Annotated in this window: 11 protein-coding genes and 1 tRNA gene; 7 read left to right on the top strand and 5 right to left on the bottom strand. The window is 70.6% G+C overall.

The annotated features are described in order from the left end of the window. The first annotated feature begins 135 nt into the window (after nucleotides 1-135). Together ABD907_RS05770 and ABD907_RS05765 are read left to right on the top strand one after the other, a co-directional pair. Nucleotides 136-2,193: an ATP-dependent DNA helicase UvrD2 gene (locus ABD907_RS05770; protein WP_345214804.1), complete on the top strand. Its 2,058-nt coding sequence runs from the start codon at nucleotides 136-138 to the stop codon at nucleotides 2,191-2,193. Nucleotides 2,194-2,727: 534 nt separating this feature from the next. Beyond that, a complete protein-coding gene (locus ABD907_RS05765; protein WP_425555693.1) occupies nucleotides 2,728-2,988 on the top strand; it encodes a WhiB family transcriptional regulator in 261 nt (86 codons plus the stop codon). Between the two features lie 60 nt (nucleotides 2,989-3,048). Here the strand turns inward: ABD907_RS05765 and ABD907_RS05760 are convergent, their stop codons facing one another. Both ABD907_RS05760 and ABD907_RS05755 read right to left on the bottom strand, forming a co-directional pair. After that, nucleotides 3,049-4,104, bottom strand: a complete 1,056-nt coding sequence (locus ABD907_RS05760; RefSeq protein WP_345214802.1) for a ubiquitin-activating E1 family protein — start codon at nucleotides 4,102-4,104, stop codon at nucleotides 3,049-3,051. Nucleotides 4,105-4,277: 173 nt separating this feature from the next. Then, on the bottom strand, nucleotides 4,278-5,792 hold the full coding sequence (locus tag ABD907_RS05755) for a zinc-dependent metalloprotease (protein WP_345214801.1): 1,515 nt from the start codon (nucleotides 5,790-5,792) through the stop codon (nucleotides 4,278-4,280). 139 nt (nucleotides 5,793-5,931) lie between these two features. Between ABD907_RS05755 and ABD907_RS05750 the strand changes: the two genes are divergently transcribed. Next, nucleotides 5,932-7,086, top strand: a complete 1,155-nt coding sequence (locus ABD907_RS05750) for a YlbL family protein (RefSeq protein ID WP_345214800.1) — start codon at nucleotides 5,932-5,934, stop codon at nucleotides 7,084-7,086. Between the two features lie 38 nt (nucleotides 7,087-7,124). Here ABD907_RS05750 and ABD907_RS05745 read toward each other — a convergent pair whose 3' ends face one another. Further along, on the bottom strand, nucleotides 7,125-7,700 hold the full coding sequence (locus ABD907_RS05745; protein WP_345214799.1) for a PPA1309 family protein: 576 nt from the start codon (nucleotides 7,698-7,700) through the stop codon (nucleotides 7,125-7,127). Between the two features lie 201 nt (nucleotides 7,701-7,901). On the opposite strand from ABD907_RS05745, the gene ABD907_RS05740 reads away from it, so the two are divergent. Both ABD907_RS05740 and ABD907_RS05735 read left to right on the top strand, forming a co-directional pair. After that, the gene (locus ABD907_RS05740; protein ID WP_345214798.1) at nucleotides 7,902-10,931 is read left to right on the top strand and encodes a UPF0182 family membrane protein; all 3,030 of its coding nucleotides are present in this window, start codon (nucleotides 7,902-7,904) and stop codon (nucleotides 10,929-10,931) included. Nucleotides 10,932-11,005: 74 nt separating this feature from the next. Next, nucleotides 11,006-11,079 (top strand) — tRNA-Met (locus tag ABD907_RS05735). A 94-nt stretch (nucleotides 11,080-11,173) separates the two neighbouring features. Here the strand turns inward: ABD907_RS05735 and ABD907_RS05730 are convergent. Beyond that, entirely contained in the window at nucleotides 11,174-12,187 is a 1,014-nt protein-coding gene (locus ABD907_RS05730; protein WP_345214797.1) for a zinc-dependent alcohol dehydrogenase, read from the bottom strand. A gap of 345 nt (nucleotides 12,188-12,532) precedes the next feature. Here ABD907_RS05730 and ABD907_RS05725 point away from each other — a divergent pair, with 345 nt between their 5' ends. Both ABD907_RS05725 and ABD907_RS05720 read left to right on the top strand, forming a co-directional pair. Continuing rightward, complete coding sequence (locus ABD907_RS05725) at nucleotides 12,533-13,615, top strand: hypothetical protein (RefSeq protein ID WP_345214796.1); 1,083 nt, start codon at nucleotides 12,533-12,535, stop codon at nucleotides 13,613-13,615. A gap of 26 nt (nucleotides 13,616-13,641) precedes the next feature. Continuing rightward, nucleotides 13,642-14,427, top strand: a complete 786-nt coding sequence (locus ABD907_RS05720) for a hypothetical protein (protein ID WP_345214795.1) — start codon at nucleotides 13,642-13,644, stop codon at nucleotides 14,425-14,427. On the opposite strand, the gene ABD907_RS05715 is transcribed toward ABD907_RS05720, so the two are convergent. Further along, nucleotides 14,424-15,581: a DUF6880 family protein gene (locus tag ABD907_RS05715; protein ID WP_345214794.1), complete on the bottom strand. Its 1,158-nt coding sequence runs from the start codon at nucleotides 15,579-15,581 to the stop codon at nucleotides 14,424-14,426. The two genes, ABD907_RS05720 and ABD907_RS05715, sit on opposite strands and share 4 nt — an antisense overlap. Nucleotides 15,582-15,945: the final 364 nt, after the last annotated feature.

Genomic DNA, 15,945 nt, shown 5'->3' with positions numbered 1-15,945 from the left:
TCCTTCCGTCGTCGGCGCCAACGCCGCCGACCGCCACATTCTTCCCTGTGGGACCATCACCTTCTGGCCCGCCGACGTCCACAGGGCCCACGGCGCGTACCGACCATGTCGGTGCGTCCTGAGACACTGGGCGGGATGAGCATGGACCAGCTCGCGACGAGCACCGACGAGCTCCTGGACGCCCTCGACGAGGACCAGCGCGCGGTCGCCGAGCGGCTGACCGGACCGCTGTGCGTGCTGGCCGGCGCCGGTACCGGCAAGACTCGAGCGATCACCTACCGCATCGCCAACGGAGTGCGTTCCGGAACCTACAACCCCCAGACCGTCCTCGCCGTGACGTTCACCGCGCGGGCCGCCGGCGAGATGCGTTCGCGCCTGCGTGATCTCGGTGTCGGCGGCGTCCAGGCACGCACGTTCCACGCCGCGGCGCTGCGCCAGCTCTCCTACTTCTGGCCCTCGGTCATCGGCGGCGGCGTCCCGCGCATCGCTGAGCACAAGGCCTCCCTCGTCGGCGAGGCGTCGGGTCGCCTCGGCCTGGGCGCGGACCGGACCGCCATCCGCGACCTCTCCAGCGAGGTCGAGTGGGCAAAGGTGTCCCTGATCACCGCCGAGGACTACGTCTCCAGGGCCGCCCGCGCGGGACGCGAGGCGGTCGGCGGTCACGACCACGCGACCATCGCGCGCCTGCTGAGCGTCTACGAGGACGTGAAGAACGAGCGCGGAGTGATCGACTTCGAGGACGTGCTGCTGCTCCTCATCGGCATCCTGCTCGAGCGCGACGACGTCGCTGCCCAGGTCCGTGGCCAGTACCGGCACTTCGTCGTCGACGAGTACCAGGACGTGTCGCCGCTCCAGCAGCGGCTCCTCGAGCTGTGGCTCGGCGACCGCCGCGAGCTGTGCGTGGTCGGCGACGTGTCCCAGACGATCTACTCGTTCACCGGCGCCACACCGCGATTCCTCACCGACTTCCCGCGCCGGTACAACGACGCGCCCGTGGTGCGGCTCGTACGCGACTACCGGTCGACCCCCCAGGTGGTCGACCTCGCGAACAACGTCCTGACCCGGGCGGGACGGTTCCGCGACTCCGGCGCGGTCGAGCTGGTGGCGCAGCGTCCGTCGTCGGCCGCGGTCCGGTACGAGACCTACGACGACGACCTGGCCGAGGCGCGCGGCGTCGCAGAACGCATCGCGGCCCTGGAGAAGGACGGCGTCCCGCTGAGCGAGATCGCCGTCCTCTACCGCACGAACGGGCAGTCGGAGGCCCTCGAGCAGGCCCTGGCGGACGCCGGTGTCGGCTACCTCGTCCGCGGTGGCGAACGGTTCTTCTCCCGACGGGAGGTCAAGGAGGCGATCGCCATGCTGCGGGCCGCCGTGCGCTCCAGCGCCGGGCAGCCGGTGACCGAGGCGGTGCGCGACGTGCTTGCCTCGGTCGGGTGGTCGGTGACCCCGCCTGCGGCGCGGGGGGCGGCGCGCGAACGCTGGGAGTCGCTGAACTCGCTGGTCAACCTCGCCGACGACCTCCACGTCACCAGGGACGCCGGCATGGCCGAGCTCGTCGCGGAGCTGAATGAGCGCGCGACCGCTCAGCACGCCCCCACGGTCGACGGCGTGACGCTGGCGACCCTCCACGCCGCGAAGGGCCTGGAGTGGGATGCGGTCTTCCTCGTCGGGGTCTCCGAGGGGCTGCTCCCGATCTCCTTGGCCGACGGCGACCAGGCGATCGCCGAGGAACGGCGGCTGCTCTACGTCGGGATCACCCGCGCCCGCGAACACCTCCAGCTCTCCTACGCGCGCGCCCGCACGGTCGGCGGCCGAGCCTCCCGGAAGCGGTCCCGGTTCCTCGACGGCATCTGGCCCGACGACGGTGCTGCCGGTCGGCGCGGCGGCATGTCCCGTCGCGGGGCAGCTCGGCAGCGCGCGGAGACGTTCCTGGAGGAGAATCCGGCCGACGTCGAGCTCTACGAACGATTGCGCAGCTGGCGAGGTGAGGTCGCCAAGGCCATCAGCAAACCGGCGTACACGGTGTTGCACGACACGACGCTCCAGGCCATCGCGACGGCGAAGCCCAAGGATCTGCGCCAGCTTGCGGTCCTGCGGGGGATCGGCGCGACCAAGCTCGACGCGTACGGCGGTCAGGTGCTCGCGGTCGTCCGGGGCGACGCCGTGGACGTGGACGCGTGGTTGACGCGATGAGCCAGGTCGACGGCGCGCGAGGAGCCGTAGGAGGGCGGAACGCACCGAGGAAAAAGTTCCGAGAAAAAGACATTGCCCTCCATGGAACGGCGGGTCTAGGCTCAACGTGTCTTGAGTCCGCCGGACCCTGCCTAGCCAGCACAGAGGGTTCCCGATCCCGAGGGAGGTGTCGAAAACGATGAAGCTTTGCCACATTCGCGTCGATCTGATCGCGCCGGTTTTCGCCACCCCCGGGGGCAAGTACGCCCTCGCCACGGATGGCGCCGTCGTGCGCAACCGCATTGGCGAGAAGGGGATCGCTGTCCGGACCTAGCTCATCGAGCTGTTTGCTCCGGCCGCGATCCCACCGGGACCGCGGCCGTCGTTGTCAGAGGCGTCCGGAGTCCCCACGACCAGGACACTGACACTGAGAACGACCAAGGAGCAGCAGTGCAGCTCACGGCTCTACTCGACCAGATCAGCCAGGGATCATCCGTCTCCTGGCCCGCGACCCCGCCCGCGACGAACCGCGACGGCGAGGCCGGCTGGGGAGTCCTGCCCGCGTCCTCGGCCGGCGGCGCGGCGATCCCGTGCCAGTCCGCCGAGAACAGCGACCTGTGGTTCGCGGAGCGTACCGCCGACGTCGAGCTGGCGAAGGCGTTGTGCCGCGAGTGCCCCGTGCGTGAGGCCTGCCTGGCAGGCGCGCTCGAGCGCGGGGAACCGTGGGGAGTCTGGGGCGGCGAGGTCTTCGCCAACGGCGTCGTCGTCCCGCGCAAGCGTGGACGTGGCCGCCCGCGCAAGGACGAGGCGGCCTGATACGCCGTCGGGTGCGGCGGCGAATCAGCGGACGCGGAGAACGTCGGCAGCGGCCGGTGGTCAGGCGGGTTCTTGTGCCCGCCCGGCCACCGGCTTCTCCGGCGTCGGTTCATCCAGGGACACTCCTGCGCACCCGCAGTCGGGGTGCACGGCCCACGGTCGCAGCACCGGCAACGGGCTGAGAGCGCTCACCTCGAGGCTGGCACGGTCCGCCACGAGCTCTCGCCCGTCGATCGCGGCGAGCACCTGGTGCGCCGTCAACGCCGCGCCCATCTGGCCCAGCTGGCTGGTCGCGACCGCCGCCGGTGAGCACCGCAGCTGGGTGGCGACGGCCGGCCAGGCCGGGTCGGCATCGGTCCGGTGCAGGTCCATGCAGCGCGTGCACGGCCCGTCGCCCGGGATGATGAGCGGGCCCACCACGACGTCGACCTCGCCGACCACCACGGGAACGTGCGCCACGTCGTCCCGCACGAGCGGCAGCAGCAGCACCGGATCGGCGACCCGGGAGCAGACCACCACCACCATGTCCGGCCGCCGTCCCGGCGGGGCCTCGGTCCTCAGCCGGTCGAACGTCGACCGCAGCCTCGCCTCGGCCCGGACCCTTCGCCGGTCGCCGACATCGGCGGGATGGTAGGGACCGACGTCGAACGGGTCGACCGGCCCGTCGTCCTCCAGCAGCACCGTGCCGATGCCGGCCTCCGCCAGGTGCGACGCGATCCGCAGGCCCACGTGGTCCAGGCCGACCACGGTGACCACCGCTTCCGAGCGGCGTCCGAGCAGCGCCGGGCCGTCACCGTCCGGCAGCAGGCGCGACCAGTACGCGTCCTCCGGCGGCACGGGCGTGCTGGTGGCCCGGTCGGCCACCGGGTCGAGCACTCCGGAACGCTCGAGCAGCCGGATGAGCTCGCGGACCCGACCTGCCCGTACCCCCGCGGTCCGGCCGACCCGGACGAGGTCCGCCTCTGTCGGTTCGTAGCCGCCCCTGTCGAGGTGGTCGAGGACGCGTTGCTCGCCGGGGGAGAGGTCCTCGAGGACCACCGCGCACCGCGGGTCGACGCCGATCTGGCTCTCGCCCTGCCCGCGCCACAGCACCGAGAGTCCTGTCCGTAACCGCATGCCGCCTCCTCGTCGTGCGAGGGACTCTCGCACGCGGCCGAGCGTCGGTGCAGACGGCTTCCACAGCGTGTGGACAAGGGGAGCAGCGGCGGGTGCGGTGGACGCGGAGGCGCCGAAGACCGCCGCTCAGCGCGCCCGGCCCCCGGTCACCACGCCGAGTGCCGGCGAACGCCCTACGAGTCCCGGCCGTCCGCGTCGCCGGTCTCGCCGGTGCTGCCCGTCCCGCCGGTCTCGGTGCCGGCATCGTCGGACGTGTCGCCCTCGTCGGAGGTGTCGGACCGGTCGGTCTCGTCGGTGTCCTCGCTCGCCAGCGTGCCGTCGAGCATGGCCGCGAGCGCGGCGTCGACGTCCTCCTCGGCGGCGCGGGCGGCCTTGCGGCCGGCGACGAAACCGCTCGGGTCGTCGAGCTCGTCCGCGCTCGGCATGAGGTCCGGGTGCGACCACAGCGCGTCACGCTCGGCCGTCCCGTACTCCGCCCCGAGCGCAGCCCACAGCGCGGCCGCCTCCCGCAGCCTCCTGGGCCGCAGCTCGAGCCCGACGAGCGTCGCGAACGTGTGCTCCGCGGGCCCGCCCGTCGCCCGCCGCCGCCGGAGCATCTCCTGAAGGGCGACCGCCTGTGGCAGGTGTGCGGCGACGGCCTTGCCGGCGACCTCCTGCACCCAACCCTCGACGAGGGCCAGCGCCGTCTCCAGGCGGACCAGGGCCGCCTGCTGGGCGGGGGACTGCTCGAGCGCGAACACCCCTCCGGACAGCGCCTCGCGGAGCTCTTCGGGGTTGGTCGGGTCGATCCCGCGGACGGCCTCCTCCATCGCCTCGACGTCGATGGTGATCTCGCGCGCGTACGCCTCGACGATGCCGAGCAGATGCGCACGCAGCCACGGCACGTGCGCGAAGAGGCGCGCGTGCGCCACCTCTCGCACGGCGAGGAAGAGGCGTACCTCCTCCTCCGGCACGTCGAGGCCCTCGGCGAAGTCGGTGACGTTCGCGGGGACGAGTGCCGCCGTCGTGTTCTCGACGAGCGGCAGACCGGTGTCCGAGGGGCCGAACGCCTCGCGGGCGAGGGCGCCGACCGCCTGACCGACCTGCATGCCGAACACGGCGCTGCCCAGCTGACGCAGCATGCCCTGCACGGGCCCGGAGTCGGCGGCCATCGCCTGGACCTCGGGCGGCAGCTGCTCAGCCTGCGACCGGATGGTCTCCACGAGCGCGTCGGAGACGGAAGTCGCCACGGGCTCAGACAGCCGCTTCCAGGTCGGCATCGTGCGCTCGACCCAGTCCGCCCGGCTCCACGCCTCCTGTGTCCCGCCGGCGGGATCGAGCTCCGTGGCCGTGTCCAGCCACAGGTCGGCGACCGAGAGGGCCTCTCGGACCCGCTGCGCCTCGGCGGCGGTGACCGCGGGGTCGCCACCCGCGTGGGCGGCCTGACGGGCCAGGTCGTGGGCGACGCGCCAGTTGACCGGCTCGCCACCGCCGGAGGCCAGCATCTGCTGCATCTGGGAGATCATCAGCATCAGCTGATTGCGGTCGGCGGGCAGACCGGCCGCCTGCGACATCGCCTCGGGATCCATGCCCGAGGCCCGCATGGCACGCATGGCCTCCTCGGCGGCGGGTCCACCCATCATCGAGCGGAGGAGCTCCTCCCAGCTGCCGGGCTCCTCGCCCTCGCTGCGCGCGGGTTCCTGACTCATGGCGGCTCCTGAAACGGGTGGTGGGACTCCACGGTAAACCGCCGCGGCCCGGCGGGTGAGCGGCAACCGGCCCGCTCGGCCGGGGTTCGCTCAGGGCGCAGCGGACGCGGCGCTCCGACACGTGCGGCATGATGGGCCGGTGCGTGAGCAGGAGTCCGCGGCCCCGGTCGAGTTCCCAGGGCGGGACGAGACCGCCGCGCCGGCCGAACGCTCCTCGCGGCGCGCCGTCACGCTCGTCATCTCCGGCGGCCTGCTCGCGCTCGCGCTCCTGGTCGCCATGCTCGTGCCGCTGCCCTACGCCGTGCAGCGGCCCGGGCCGACGGTGGACACGCTCGGTGAGCACGACGGCGAGCCGCTCATCCACGTCGATGGCGCCCAGACCTATGCCACCTCGGGCGCGCTGATGCTGACCACCGTCTCGGTGATCGGGGGACCGGAATACCCGGTGGGGGCGTTCGACGTGCTCATCGGCTGGCTCCGGTCCGACCAGGTGGTGCTACCGGTCGAGGCGCTCTTCCCCGACGAAGCCACCCGCGAGCAGCTCGACGAGCGGTCCAGCCAGCAGATGGCCTCGTCGCAGACAAACGCCACCGTCTCCGCCCTCGAGGAGCTCGGCCGCGAGGTACCCATGGTGCTCACCGTGACGGGCACGGCGCAGGGGAGCGGTGCCCGCGGCGTCGTCGAGAACGGCGACGTGATCACCTCGATCGAGGTGCCCGGGAAGGAGCGCACAAGGGTGCAGGCCTTCTCCGAGCTCGTCGAGGTGCTGCGGCGGACCGAACCCGGCACCACGGTCAGCCTCGGCGTCACGCGCGACGGCGAGCAGGTCGAGCTCGAGGTCGAGACCAGCGATCCCGGGCACGGTTCCGATCAGGAGGGGTCCGTGCTGGGCGTCTTCCTCGAGCCCGACGTCGAGATCCCGTTCGAGGTCGACTTCGACATCGACGACATCGGCGGACCCAGCGCCGGCACGATGTTCGCGCTCGGGATCATCGACCGGCTCACGGAGGGCGAGATGACCGGCGGCGAGCAGATCGCCGGTACGGGGACGATGGACCTCGCCGGACAGGTCGGGGCCATCGGTGGCATCGAGCAGAAGCTCGTGGGTGCCCGCCGCGACGGTGCGCAGTGGTTCCTGGCCCCGGAGGGCAACTGCAGCGACGTCGTGGGCCACGTCCCGGACGGCCTTCGTGTGGTCAGCGTCGACACGCTCAGCGAGGCGCGGGACGCCGTCCAGGCCATCGGTGCGCACGAGGGCGACGACCTTCCCACGTGCGCGGCCGAAGCTTCCTGACCTACGCCGGCCGCCCCTTTGCGCCAGACCTCTCGCGGTCAGCGCAGGGTCGCGTGCAGCGCCTCCACCAGCCCCGGCACCGCGTCGGCAGACCCCGCGACCGCGTCGTCCGAGTCGTGGCGCCGGCTCCGGATCGCGCACCAGGACTCGCCGCTGCGCAGCACGCCGGCCGCCATCCGGACGTCCTGACGCTCGGGGTGGGCCATCAGCTGCTCGACGGCCTCCTCCTGGTCCTCCGGCAGTCCCTGCTCCGCCTCCGGCGGCACCACCATCCGCTCGAGGACGACGGCGGCGCCGTCCACCTCTTCCGGCCACCCGAGCTGGCCGAGCAGCTCCTCGATCGTCTCCGCGGCCGGGAGGCCTTCCTGCTCGATGCTCGTCAGGTGCTCCGGATCCCGCTCGGCCGCGGCGAGCGCGTCGGCGGGCAGCTCCTCGCCGAGCGCGGGAGTGGCGGCGAGCGCGTCGGTCGTGCGCACGAGCGCGAAGACGGCCACCGGCCCGTCCCAGCCACGCGCCGCGACGTGCCGCTCGATGTCGCCGACGGCGACGCGCAGGGCGAGCGCGCGACCCGTCGGTTCGGTGGTGGGTGCCTCTGGGGTCGTGTCGTCCGTCATGCCCCCATCATCGCGTGCTCGGCTCCGGGCGCTCCGAGCACCGGACTTCCGCGGCGTTTTGCGCACCGTGGCCCGCGGTATGGGAACCTAGTACCAGGCCGGCACGTTGGCCATGGTGGCTGCGCACGTCGTGCGCGGCCGGACCAGGGCGCCCCAGGCGGCCACACACACGCTTGTTCGAGAACCTAGAGGTGCTACTCAGTGACGTTCGCATCCGTCCCCCGTTCGTCCGGCCGGGAGGAGAGGGGCCCGCGCCGCCGAGGCGCCCTCGTGCCGACCCTCGTGGTCCTCGCCGTGGTGGCGGCCGTCGTCCTCGCGCTGGCGCAGGTCTGGACCGAGATCCGGTGGTACGAGCAGCTCGGCTTCACCGACGTGCTCATCCGCGAGTGGACCACCCGTGGGGTGCTCTTCGTCATCGGCTTCCTGGTCATGGGAGCGGCGGTCTGGCTCAACCTGCACCTGGCGTACTCCCGGCGCCAGATCTACCCGCCGACGACGCCGGAGGAGCGCAACCTCGACCGTTATCGCGAAAGCATCGAGCCGCTGCGCCGCCTGATCATGTTCGGTGCCCCCGTCGTCCTCGGCCTCTTCGCCGGCGCGTCCTTCAGCGGCATGTGGCGTTCGGTGCTCACCTTCCTCAACCAGGAGCCCTTCGGCGCGACGGACCCGCAGTTCGGTATCGACATCGGCTTCTTCGTCTTCACCCTGCCCGTCGTGCGCTCGATCGTCTCGTTCCTCATGACGGTCGTGTTCCTCAGCGCGGTGGCCGCGATCATCACCCACTACCTCTACGGTGGCGTCTCGCTGGCGCCGCGACAGCAGCGCGTCAGCACGGCCGCCCGCGTGCACCTGTCGATCCTCGCCGCGGTGTTCGTCCTGCTGATCGCCCTGAGCTATTGGCTGGACCAGTACTCCCTGCTGGTCGGTGACAACGGGCGCTTCTCCGGCGCCTCGTACGCCGACATCAACGCGGTGCTCCCCGCGAAGCTGATCCTGGCCGGGATCGCGCTCATCGTCGTCGTGCTGTTCGTGGTGACGGCGTTCCGCGGCAGCTGGACGCTGCCCGCGGCCGGCATCGCCGTCATGATCGTCTCGGCCCTCGTGGTCGGCACGGCCTATCCCGCCATGATCCAGCGCTTCCAGGTCGACCCGAACGCCATCTCGGCGGAGAGCCGGTACATCCAGCGCAACATCGACGCGACGCGCGCCGCCTACGGACTGCAGGACGTGCAGTCCGAGACGTACTCGGCGACGACGGAGGCCGAGGCCGGCCAGCTGCGTGAGTACAGCGAGTCGACCGCCTCCATCCGGCTGCTCGACCCGAACATCGTCTCGCCGACGTTCAACCAGCTGCAGCAGTCCAGGCAGTACTACGGCTTCGCCGACGTCCTCGCGGTCGACCGCTACGAGATCGACGGCGAGAGCCGGGACACGGTCATCGCCGTACGGGAGCTCAACCTGGACGGGCTCGCCCCCGAGCAGCGCAGCTGGATCAACGACCACACCGTCTACACGCACGGCTTCGGCGTCGTCGCCGCGTACGGCAACACCACCGGCCCGGACGGGCGTCCGGCCTTCTTCCAGCAGGGCATCCCCAGCGTCGGCGAGCTCGGCGACTACCAGCCCCGCGTCTACTTCGGCCAGCAGATGCCGACGTACTCCATCGTCGGTGCGCCCGAGGGCGCCGACCCCTGGGAGCTCGACTACCCGGACGACGACGCCGCGAACTCCTACGAACCGACCACGTACAGCGGCGACGGCGGCCCCACCATCGGCTCGTTCTTCGAGAAGCTGCTGTACGCACTGAAGTTCGGCGACACGCAGATCATGTTCTCGGACCGGGTCACCGACGAGTCCCAGATCCTCTACGACCGCGACCCGCACGAGCGCGTCGCCAAGGCCGCGCCGTACCTGACGCTCGACAACCGTGCCTACCCGGCCGTCGTCGACAACGACGACGACTCCTCGACGCCCAAGCAGCTCGTCTGGATCGTCGACGCGTACACCACCACGAACGACTACCCGTACTCGGCCCGGGAGTCCCTCGAGGAGGCGACGACCGACACCATCGTCCAGGCGCAGGGTGGCAACGCCTCCGTGGGGGCGCTTCCCGAGCAGGTCAACTACATCCGGAACTCCGTGAAGGCCGTGGTGAACGCCTACGACGGGTCGGTGACGCTGTACGAGTGGGACCAGGAGGATCCCATCCTCGACACGTGGCAGAACGTCTTCCCCGGCCACATAACGCCCACGTCGGAGATCAGCGGGGACCTCATGAGCCACCTGCGCTACCCCGAGGACCTCTTCAAGGTCCAGCGCACGCTGCTCTCCGAGTACCACGTGACGAACCCATCGACCTTCTACTCCGGCTCGGACGAGTGGAACCTGCCGACCGACCCGACCACGAACACCGGTGAGCTGCAGCCGCCGTACTACCTGTCGATGCAGATGCCCGACCAGGAGGACGCGAGGTTCTCGCTGACGTCGAGCTTCATCCCGGGCGGTCAGACGGACCGCAACATCCTCACCGGGTTCCTCGCCGTCGACTCCGAGACCGGGGACTCGGCCGGCGAGGTGCGCGAGGGGTACGGCCAGATGCGGCTGCTTGAGCTGCCCTCGGACATCACCGTGCCCGGCCCCGGCCAGGTGCAGAACAACTTCAACTCCAACCCGCAGATCTCCTCCGCGCTGAACCTGCTGTCGCAGGGCAACTCCGAGGTGACGCACGGCAACCTGCTCACGCTGCCGATCGGTGGTGGACTGCTGTACGTCCAGCCGGTGTACGTGCAGTCCTCGGCCGGCACGTCCTACCCGCTGCTGCGTCGCGTGCTCGTGTCCTTCGGCGAGGAGATCGGGTTCGCGTCCACGCTCGACGAGGCGCTCGACCAGGTCTTCGGTGGCGACTCCGGTGCCGAGACCGGTGAGACCGACGTTCCGACGGAGGAGGGGCAGCCCGAGGATGAGCAGCCCGAGGAAGGCGCCGAGGAGCCCGGCGGCACCACCGAGGTGCCGGCCGAGGCCCAGCAGCGGCTGAACGAGGCGCTCGCCGCGGCGCAGGAGGCCATGGTGGAGGCCAACGAGGCGCGCACCTCGGGTGACTGGGCGGCGTACGGCGAGGCCCAGCAGCGCCTGCAGGAGGCCATCGACGAGGCCCTGGCCGCGGAGGAGGAGATCGCCGCGGCCGAGGGGAGCGGCGGTGAGACGCCCACCGACCAGCCGACCGAGGGCTGACCACCGGTGTGAGTCAGCCCACCCCTGGCAGATTTGCTGAGCGGAGCACCCGCGAAGTAACCTGTACAGGACGGCGCGGGGTGGAGCAGTTCGGTAGCTCGCCGGGCTCATAACCCGGAGGTCGCAGGTTCAAATCCTGCCCCCGCTACGAGAAGACGAAGGCCCGGACCGATTGGTTCGGGCCTTCGTCGTTGTCGCGAGCTCCGGTCTGTACGGCTGGTCCGCAGTGTCGGGGCGGAAGCTCAGAGCCGGGGGTCGACGTGGATCTTGGGGCCGGGCCCCGCCGTCGGCGGTCGCTCACCCGCAAGGACGTCCCCGACCCGTTCCAGGCCGACCGTCGCGGCGACGAGCGGTCGCGGGTCGACCCGCCCCGAGGCGTACAGCTCCACGGTGCCCGCCAGCCCGCCGGACGCGGACAGGACGCCGACGGCGGTCACGTCCTTGAGGGCGAGCCGGCGCGTGTCGATGACGCTCTGCTGGGCTGCGAGTCCGATCAGGACCACCCGCCCGCCCGGTTCGACCCGCTCGACGGCGAACGAGGGCATCTCCGCGCCGTTGGTCGCATCGACCACCGCGTCGAGGGCGAGCCCTTCGAGGTCACGCGCCGTCGCGACCTGGTGGAACCCGAGCGAGGCGGCGAAGTCCCGTGCGTGTTCACTGCGTTCCAGTACGCTGACCTCCCCGCCGTGCGCACGAGCGACCTGGGCGACGAGCAGGCCGATGGTGCCGGCGCCGAGCACGAGCACCCGTGCGCCGGGCCGGACGTCAGCGGCGCGCACGCATCGCACGGCGTTGCCGCCCGGCTCGACCAGTGCCCCGAGCGTCTCGTCCACGGCGTCCGGCAGGGGCACGAGCGCCGAGACCGGCACGGGGAGCCGCTCGGCGAGCGCACCCGGCCAGCCCCCGCGCACGCCGATCTCGAACCGGTCCGCGCACAGGTGCTGGCGATCGGCGCGGCACCGCTCGCACCGCCGGCAGCCGAGCATGGTGTCGCCGGTGACTCGCCGGCCCGCCCACGTCGGGTCGACGCCGGCGCCCACGGCCGAGACCCGGCCGCACCACTCGTGGCCGATACGCACCGGGTACGACGCGTCCCCGGTGGCGAGGTAGGCCATGTGGCCGCTGAAGAACTCGGCGTCCGTGCCGCACACGCCGGCGCGCTCGACGTCGACGACGACCTGTCCCGGACCGGCCTCCGGCTCCGGGACGTCCCGAACCTCGCCGTGGCCGGGGCCGGTGATCACGAACGCACGCATCGATCGACCTCCTGACCGGGACCGTACGGGATGCCGGTCACGAGGGAGCGCCGCGGGGTTGCCACACGGGTGCCACGTCGCGGGCCGGTACGCGGCCGACGGCGATCACGTGAATCGCCGACCGCCGACCGCCGACCGCCGACCGCCGACCTGCTCGACGCGGCGTTCACGCGGTCGGGTGAGCGCCACGGAGGACTAGGAAGCGGCGGCCGCTGTTCGGGTAAGGCACGATGTCCGCCGCCAGCGGAGAGTGTGTGTTTTCCGAACATGTTAGGCTGTTCGGGAAAGTCTCAAATTCCGCCGCCAGCGGAGTCCGCCTGATACCTGAACAGAGGTGGTGAACCCATGGCAACCGATGTGGTGCTGAATGCTGCGGAGGTAGAGCGTCGCGTCGTCAACCTCTTGCGTGACCGCCTGCCCGTTACCTGGATGGTCACGGACGCCGCTGAGCCAGGGCCGGACTCGCGGCGGCCCAATCTGTCGATACAGCTTGATGGGCCTGACGGGAGGGCTGCGAGACTCGTCGTCGAGGTCAAGCAGGTCGTCGAGCGCCGCGACGTTGCGCGTCTCGCGGACCAGGTTCGCCTCATGGCGGCGGACGCCGGCGACGTTCCCATCGTGGCAGCTCGCTATCTGTCGCCATCGGTTCGCGAGGCTCTGGCGGAGGACGGTCTCTCCTACGTAGACGCCACGGGCAACATGCGCGTCGTTGTCCACTCTCCGGCCCTGTTCATCGCCGACCGGGGTGAGGACCGGGATCCGTGGCGCAAGGGCCGGCCGCGGGGAACGCTCAAGGGTGAGCCCGCCGCGCGCGTCGCTCGCGCTCTGTTGGACTACGACCGCGACTGGACAGTCCGTGAGCTGATTGTTGCGTCGGGCGCATCCACGGGTGCGGCCTACCGGGTGCTGGAGTACTTGGAACGCGAGGATCTTGTCGTCAAGGATGGCAAGCGTTATCGAGTGACCGACTGGGAGCGGTTGCTGCGCGCATGGAGTACCGATGCCGCCTTCCAGCTGACTACGCGCGTGATGGCGTTCATCGAACCGAGGGGAGTGGATGCCTTCCTGGCGAAGGTAGCCCAACGGTCGACATTCCCCAAGGCGGTGACGGGATCAATCGCTGCCAAGGAGTGGGCGACCTACGCGCCAGCCAAGGCCGCCTACGTCTATGTCTCGTCGATTCAGGAGGCATCGGAGCAGTGGGGGCTGCGACCCAATGCGGCTGCGCCAAACGTAATCCTCTTGGAGCCCAAGACGGTCGGCGACGTCCCGTTCCAGAACACCGCGCCGGCCGAGGGAGGCTACCTGGTAGCGGCTCCCGCGCAGGTGGCGGCCGACCTCCTGAACGGACCGGGGCGCGAACCCGCCGAAGGTGAGTACCTCATCGAATGGATGAAGGCCAACGAGAAGCGCTGGCGCCGTGGCTGACGAAGTGACCCGTGACCCTGGCGCGCATGGGGCTGCTTGACGCGCTGGAAGCACTGGAGTCGCATCTCGACGCGCTCGTCATCATCGGCGCACAGGCCGTCTACCTCCACACGGGGGCCACGGAGATTGCCCTTGCCGAGTTCACTACCGACGGCGACGTCGCAGTGGACCCCGAGGTGCTGAGTTCCGATCCGCTGGTGGAGGAGGCGATGAGCGCCGCGGGCTTCACGCCGGATCGGCGGCCGAGCGCGATCGGCTCCTGGATCTCCGCGCGCGGAGTTCCGGTCGACTTGATGGTGCCCGACGCTGTCGCGGGAGCCGGACGCCGAAGCGTCCGCGTGCCGCCGCACAACGACAAGTCGATGCGAAGAGCGCGAGGGATCGAGGCGGCGCTGGTCGACAACTCGAAGATGCTGATCCGGGCACTCGACCGTGCAGTTGACGCTCGAGAGTTCGAGGTCTCCGTGGCCGGGTCCGCAGCGCTGCTGGTGGCCAAGCTGCACAAGATCCACGACCGGCTCGAGAAGCCTTCGAGGCAGGACAACAAGGACGCCCACGACGTCTACCGTCTGCTGCGCGCAATCGAGACCCAGGACTTCGTCGAAGCGATCAGTCGGCTGCGGGCCGAGGACGTCAGCGCGAAGGTGACCCGCGAGGCGCTCGACCAACTCCGAGACCTCTTCGCACAAGGAGCAAGTGCCCGCGGCTCCCTCATGGCCGGCGCCGCGGAGGAGTTGGTTGGTGACCCGGCTGCCGTGTCGGAGAGTGTGGCGCTGCTGGCGCAGGACCTCCTTGAGGCCCTTGTCTCCTAGGTTTCCTGGGAGCGCGGAAGGCCAGCGCGGTCGAACTCCTGCTGCAACCGCGGCCGGCGCTGATGGGTCTCACGCAGTCTCGCGATCAAGTCGTCGACGTCGGCAGCGTGCTCGGTCCCCGCGGCCAGCTTGCGCATCTTCCCCAGCCTCCGTGCCGCGAGTCGGTAGTACTGCGCGCCCGCATTCGCCAACTCCTTCTCCACGAGTCGCTGATGGATCGGGAGGACTGCGGTCGGGTCGATCTTCTCGTAGGACTTCACCAGTTCCGCCCACGTGTGGTCGCTGTCGAGGGCGAGTGAGTGCGCGAGTTCCCAGGCGAACTGAGGCTCCTTAAGGGTGAGGAGCACAAGGAGGGCGGCGTCGTTCGGGCTCGCTGCCAAGGTGGCAACGACCTCGTCGCGGAGCTCGGGCCACGCCTTCCCCGCAGCCTTGTGCAATCGAGCCGCAGTTGTCGACGAAGGCCAGCGCCGGAACATCGCAAGCCTCGCGTTGAGAGCTTCGTCGGGCCGGTGCTCCTCGAGAAGTCGGCACCGGTAGTCCGCGGCCTTTTGCGACTGGTGACCATGGTCGAAGTCGCTGGCCTGCTTTGCCCAGTCGATGGCGACGTCGATCTCGCCGATCTCCTCGAACGCCTCGGCGGTGTCCTCCAGCCAGGCCGCGACCCTCCGGTCCTTCGCGTGCGTACGGATGATCGCGTCGATGTCGCGGTCGAGCACCGCGAGCCGTTGTGCGTTCCAGTCGAGGGCGAACCACTCGTGCGAGTGACGCGATGTCCAGCGATCCTCTTCGGAGGGCCGGGGTCCGAGGCCGGCTTCCACTTCGGATAGCCGCCTCCGGTACGCCGCCATGCCGACATCCCCAAGCGCCGGTGCATACGCCACAGGGTCGAGCTCGAAGTAGTCGACCTGGTCATCGTCGAACTGAAACGTGATCATCCAGTCGACCAGCTTGTCGACCGGAGTCTTGGCGGCGGCAGCCGCCTTCGGGTGTAGGTCCAGCAGACGACGGCATGCGTCCCCGATGACCCCGCTGGAGTCGTCCGCGCGTGCGATCACCCTGATCGCCGATGCCAGGGCCTTGTGCGTCACGGTGTAGATCTCGGCCGGATCCGTCGTCGGGATCGCGTTCTCGAGGATGTCGACGGCCTCATGCATTTCGCAACCATGGGCGTTCGCGGCGCTGTAGCGGTAGAGGTCCGAGCGTGTGCGGATTAGCGGGAGAACGGTGTTTTGCCAGCGAGGTCACCCTCTCATTCTCTACGCCCAGAACTTTCACAGCCTCGATCCCGGCCCGGGGACGTCCCGCACTTCGCTGCGGCCGGGCGCGGTGATGACGAACGCACGCATCGATCGACCTCCTGACGGGGACCGTACGGGATGCCGCATCGGATCTCTGCGGTACCGCGGTCGCCGACCGGGCGCCACGTCACGGACCGGTACGGAAGCGGCGGAACGTCATGGGCTAGCCTGCTGACGGCCGTGCGGCGAACCGGCCGCCCCGACGAACGGAAAGCGCGAC

The organism is Georgenia halophila (assembly GCF_039541595.1).
Note: the sequence above shows the minus strand (reverse complement) of the source record. Positions and strands in the feature narration are given on the sequence as shown.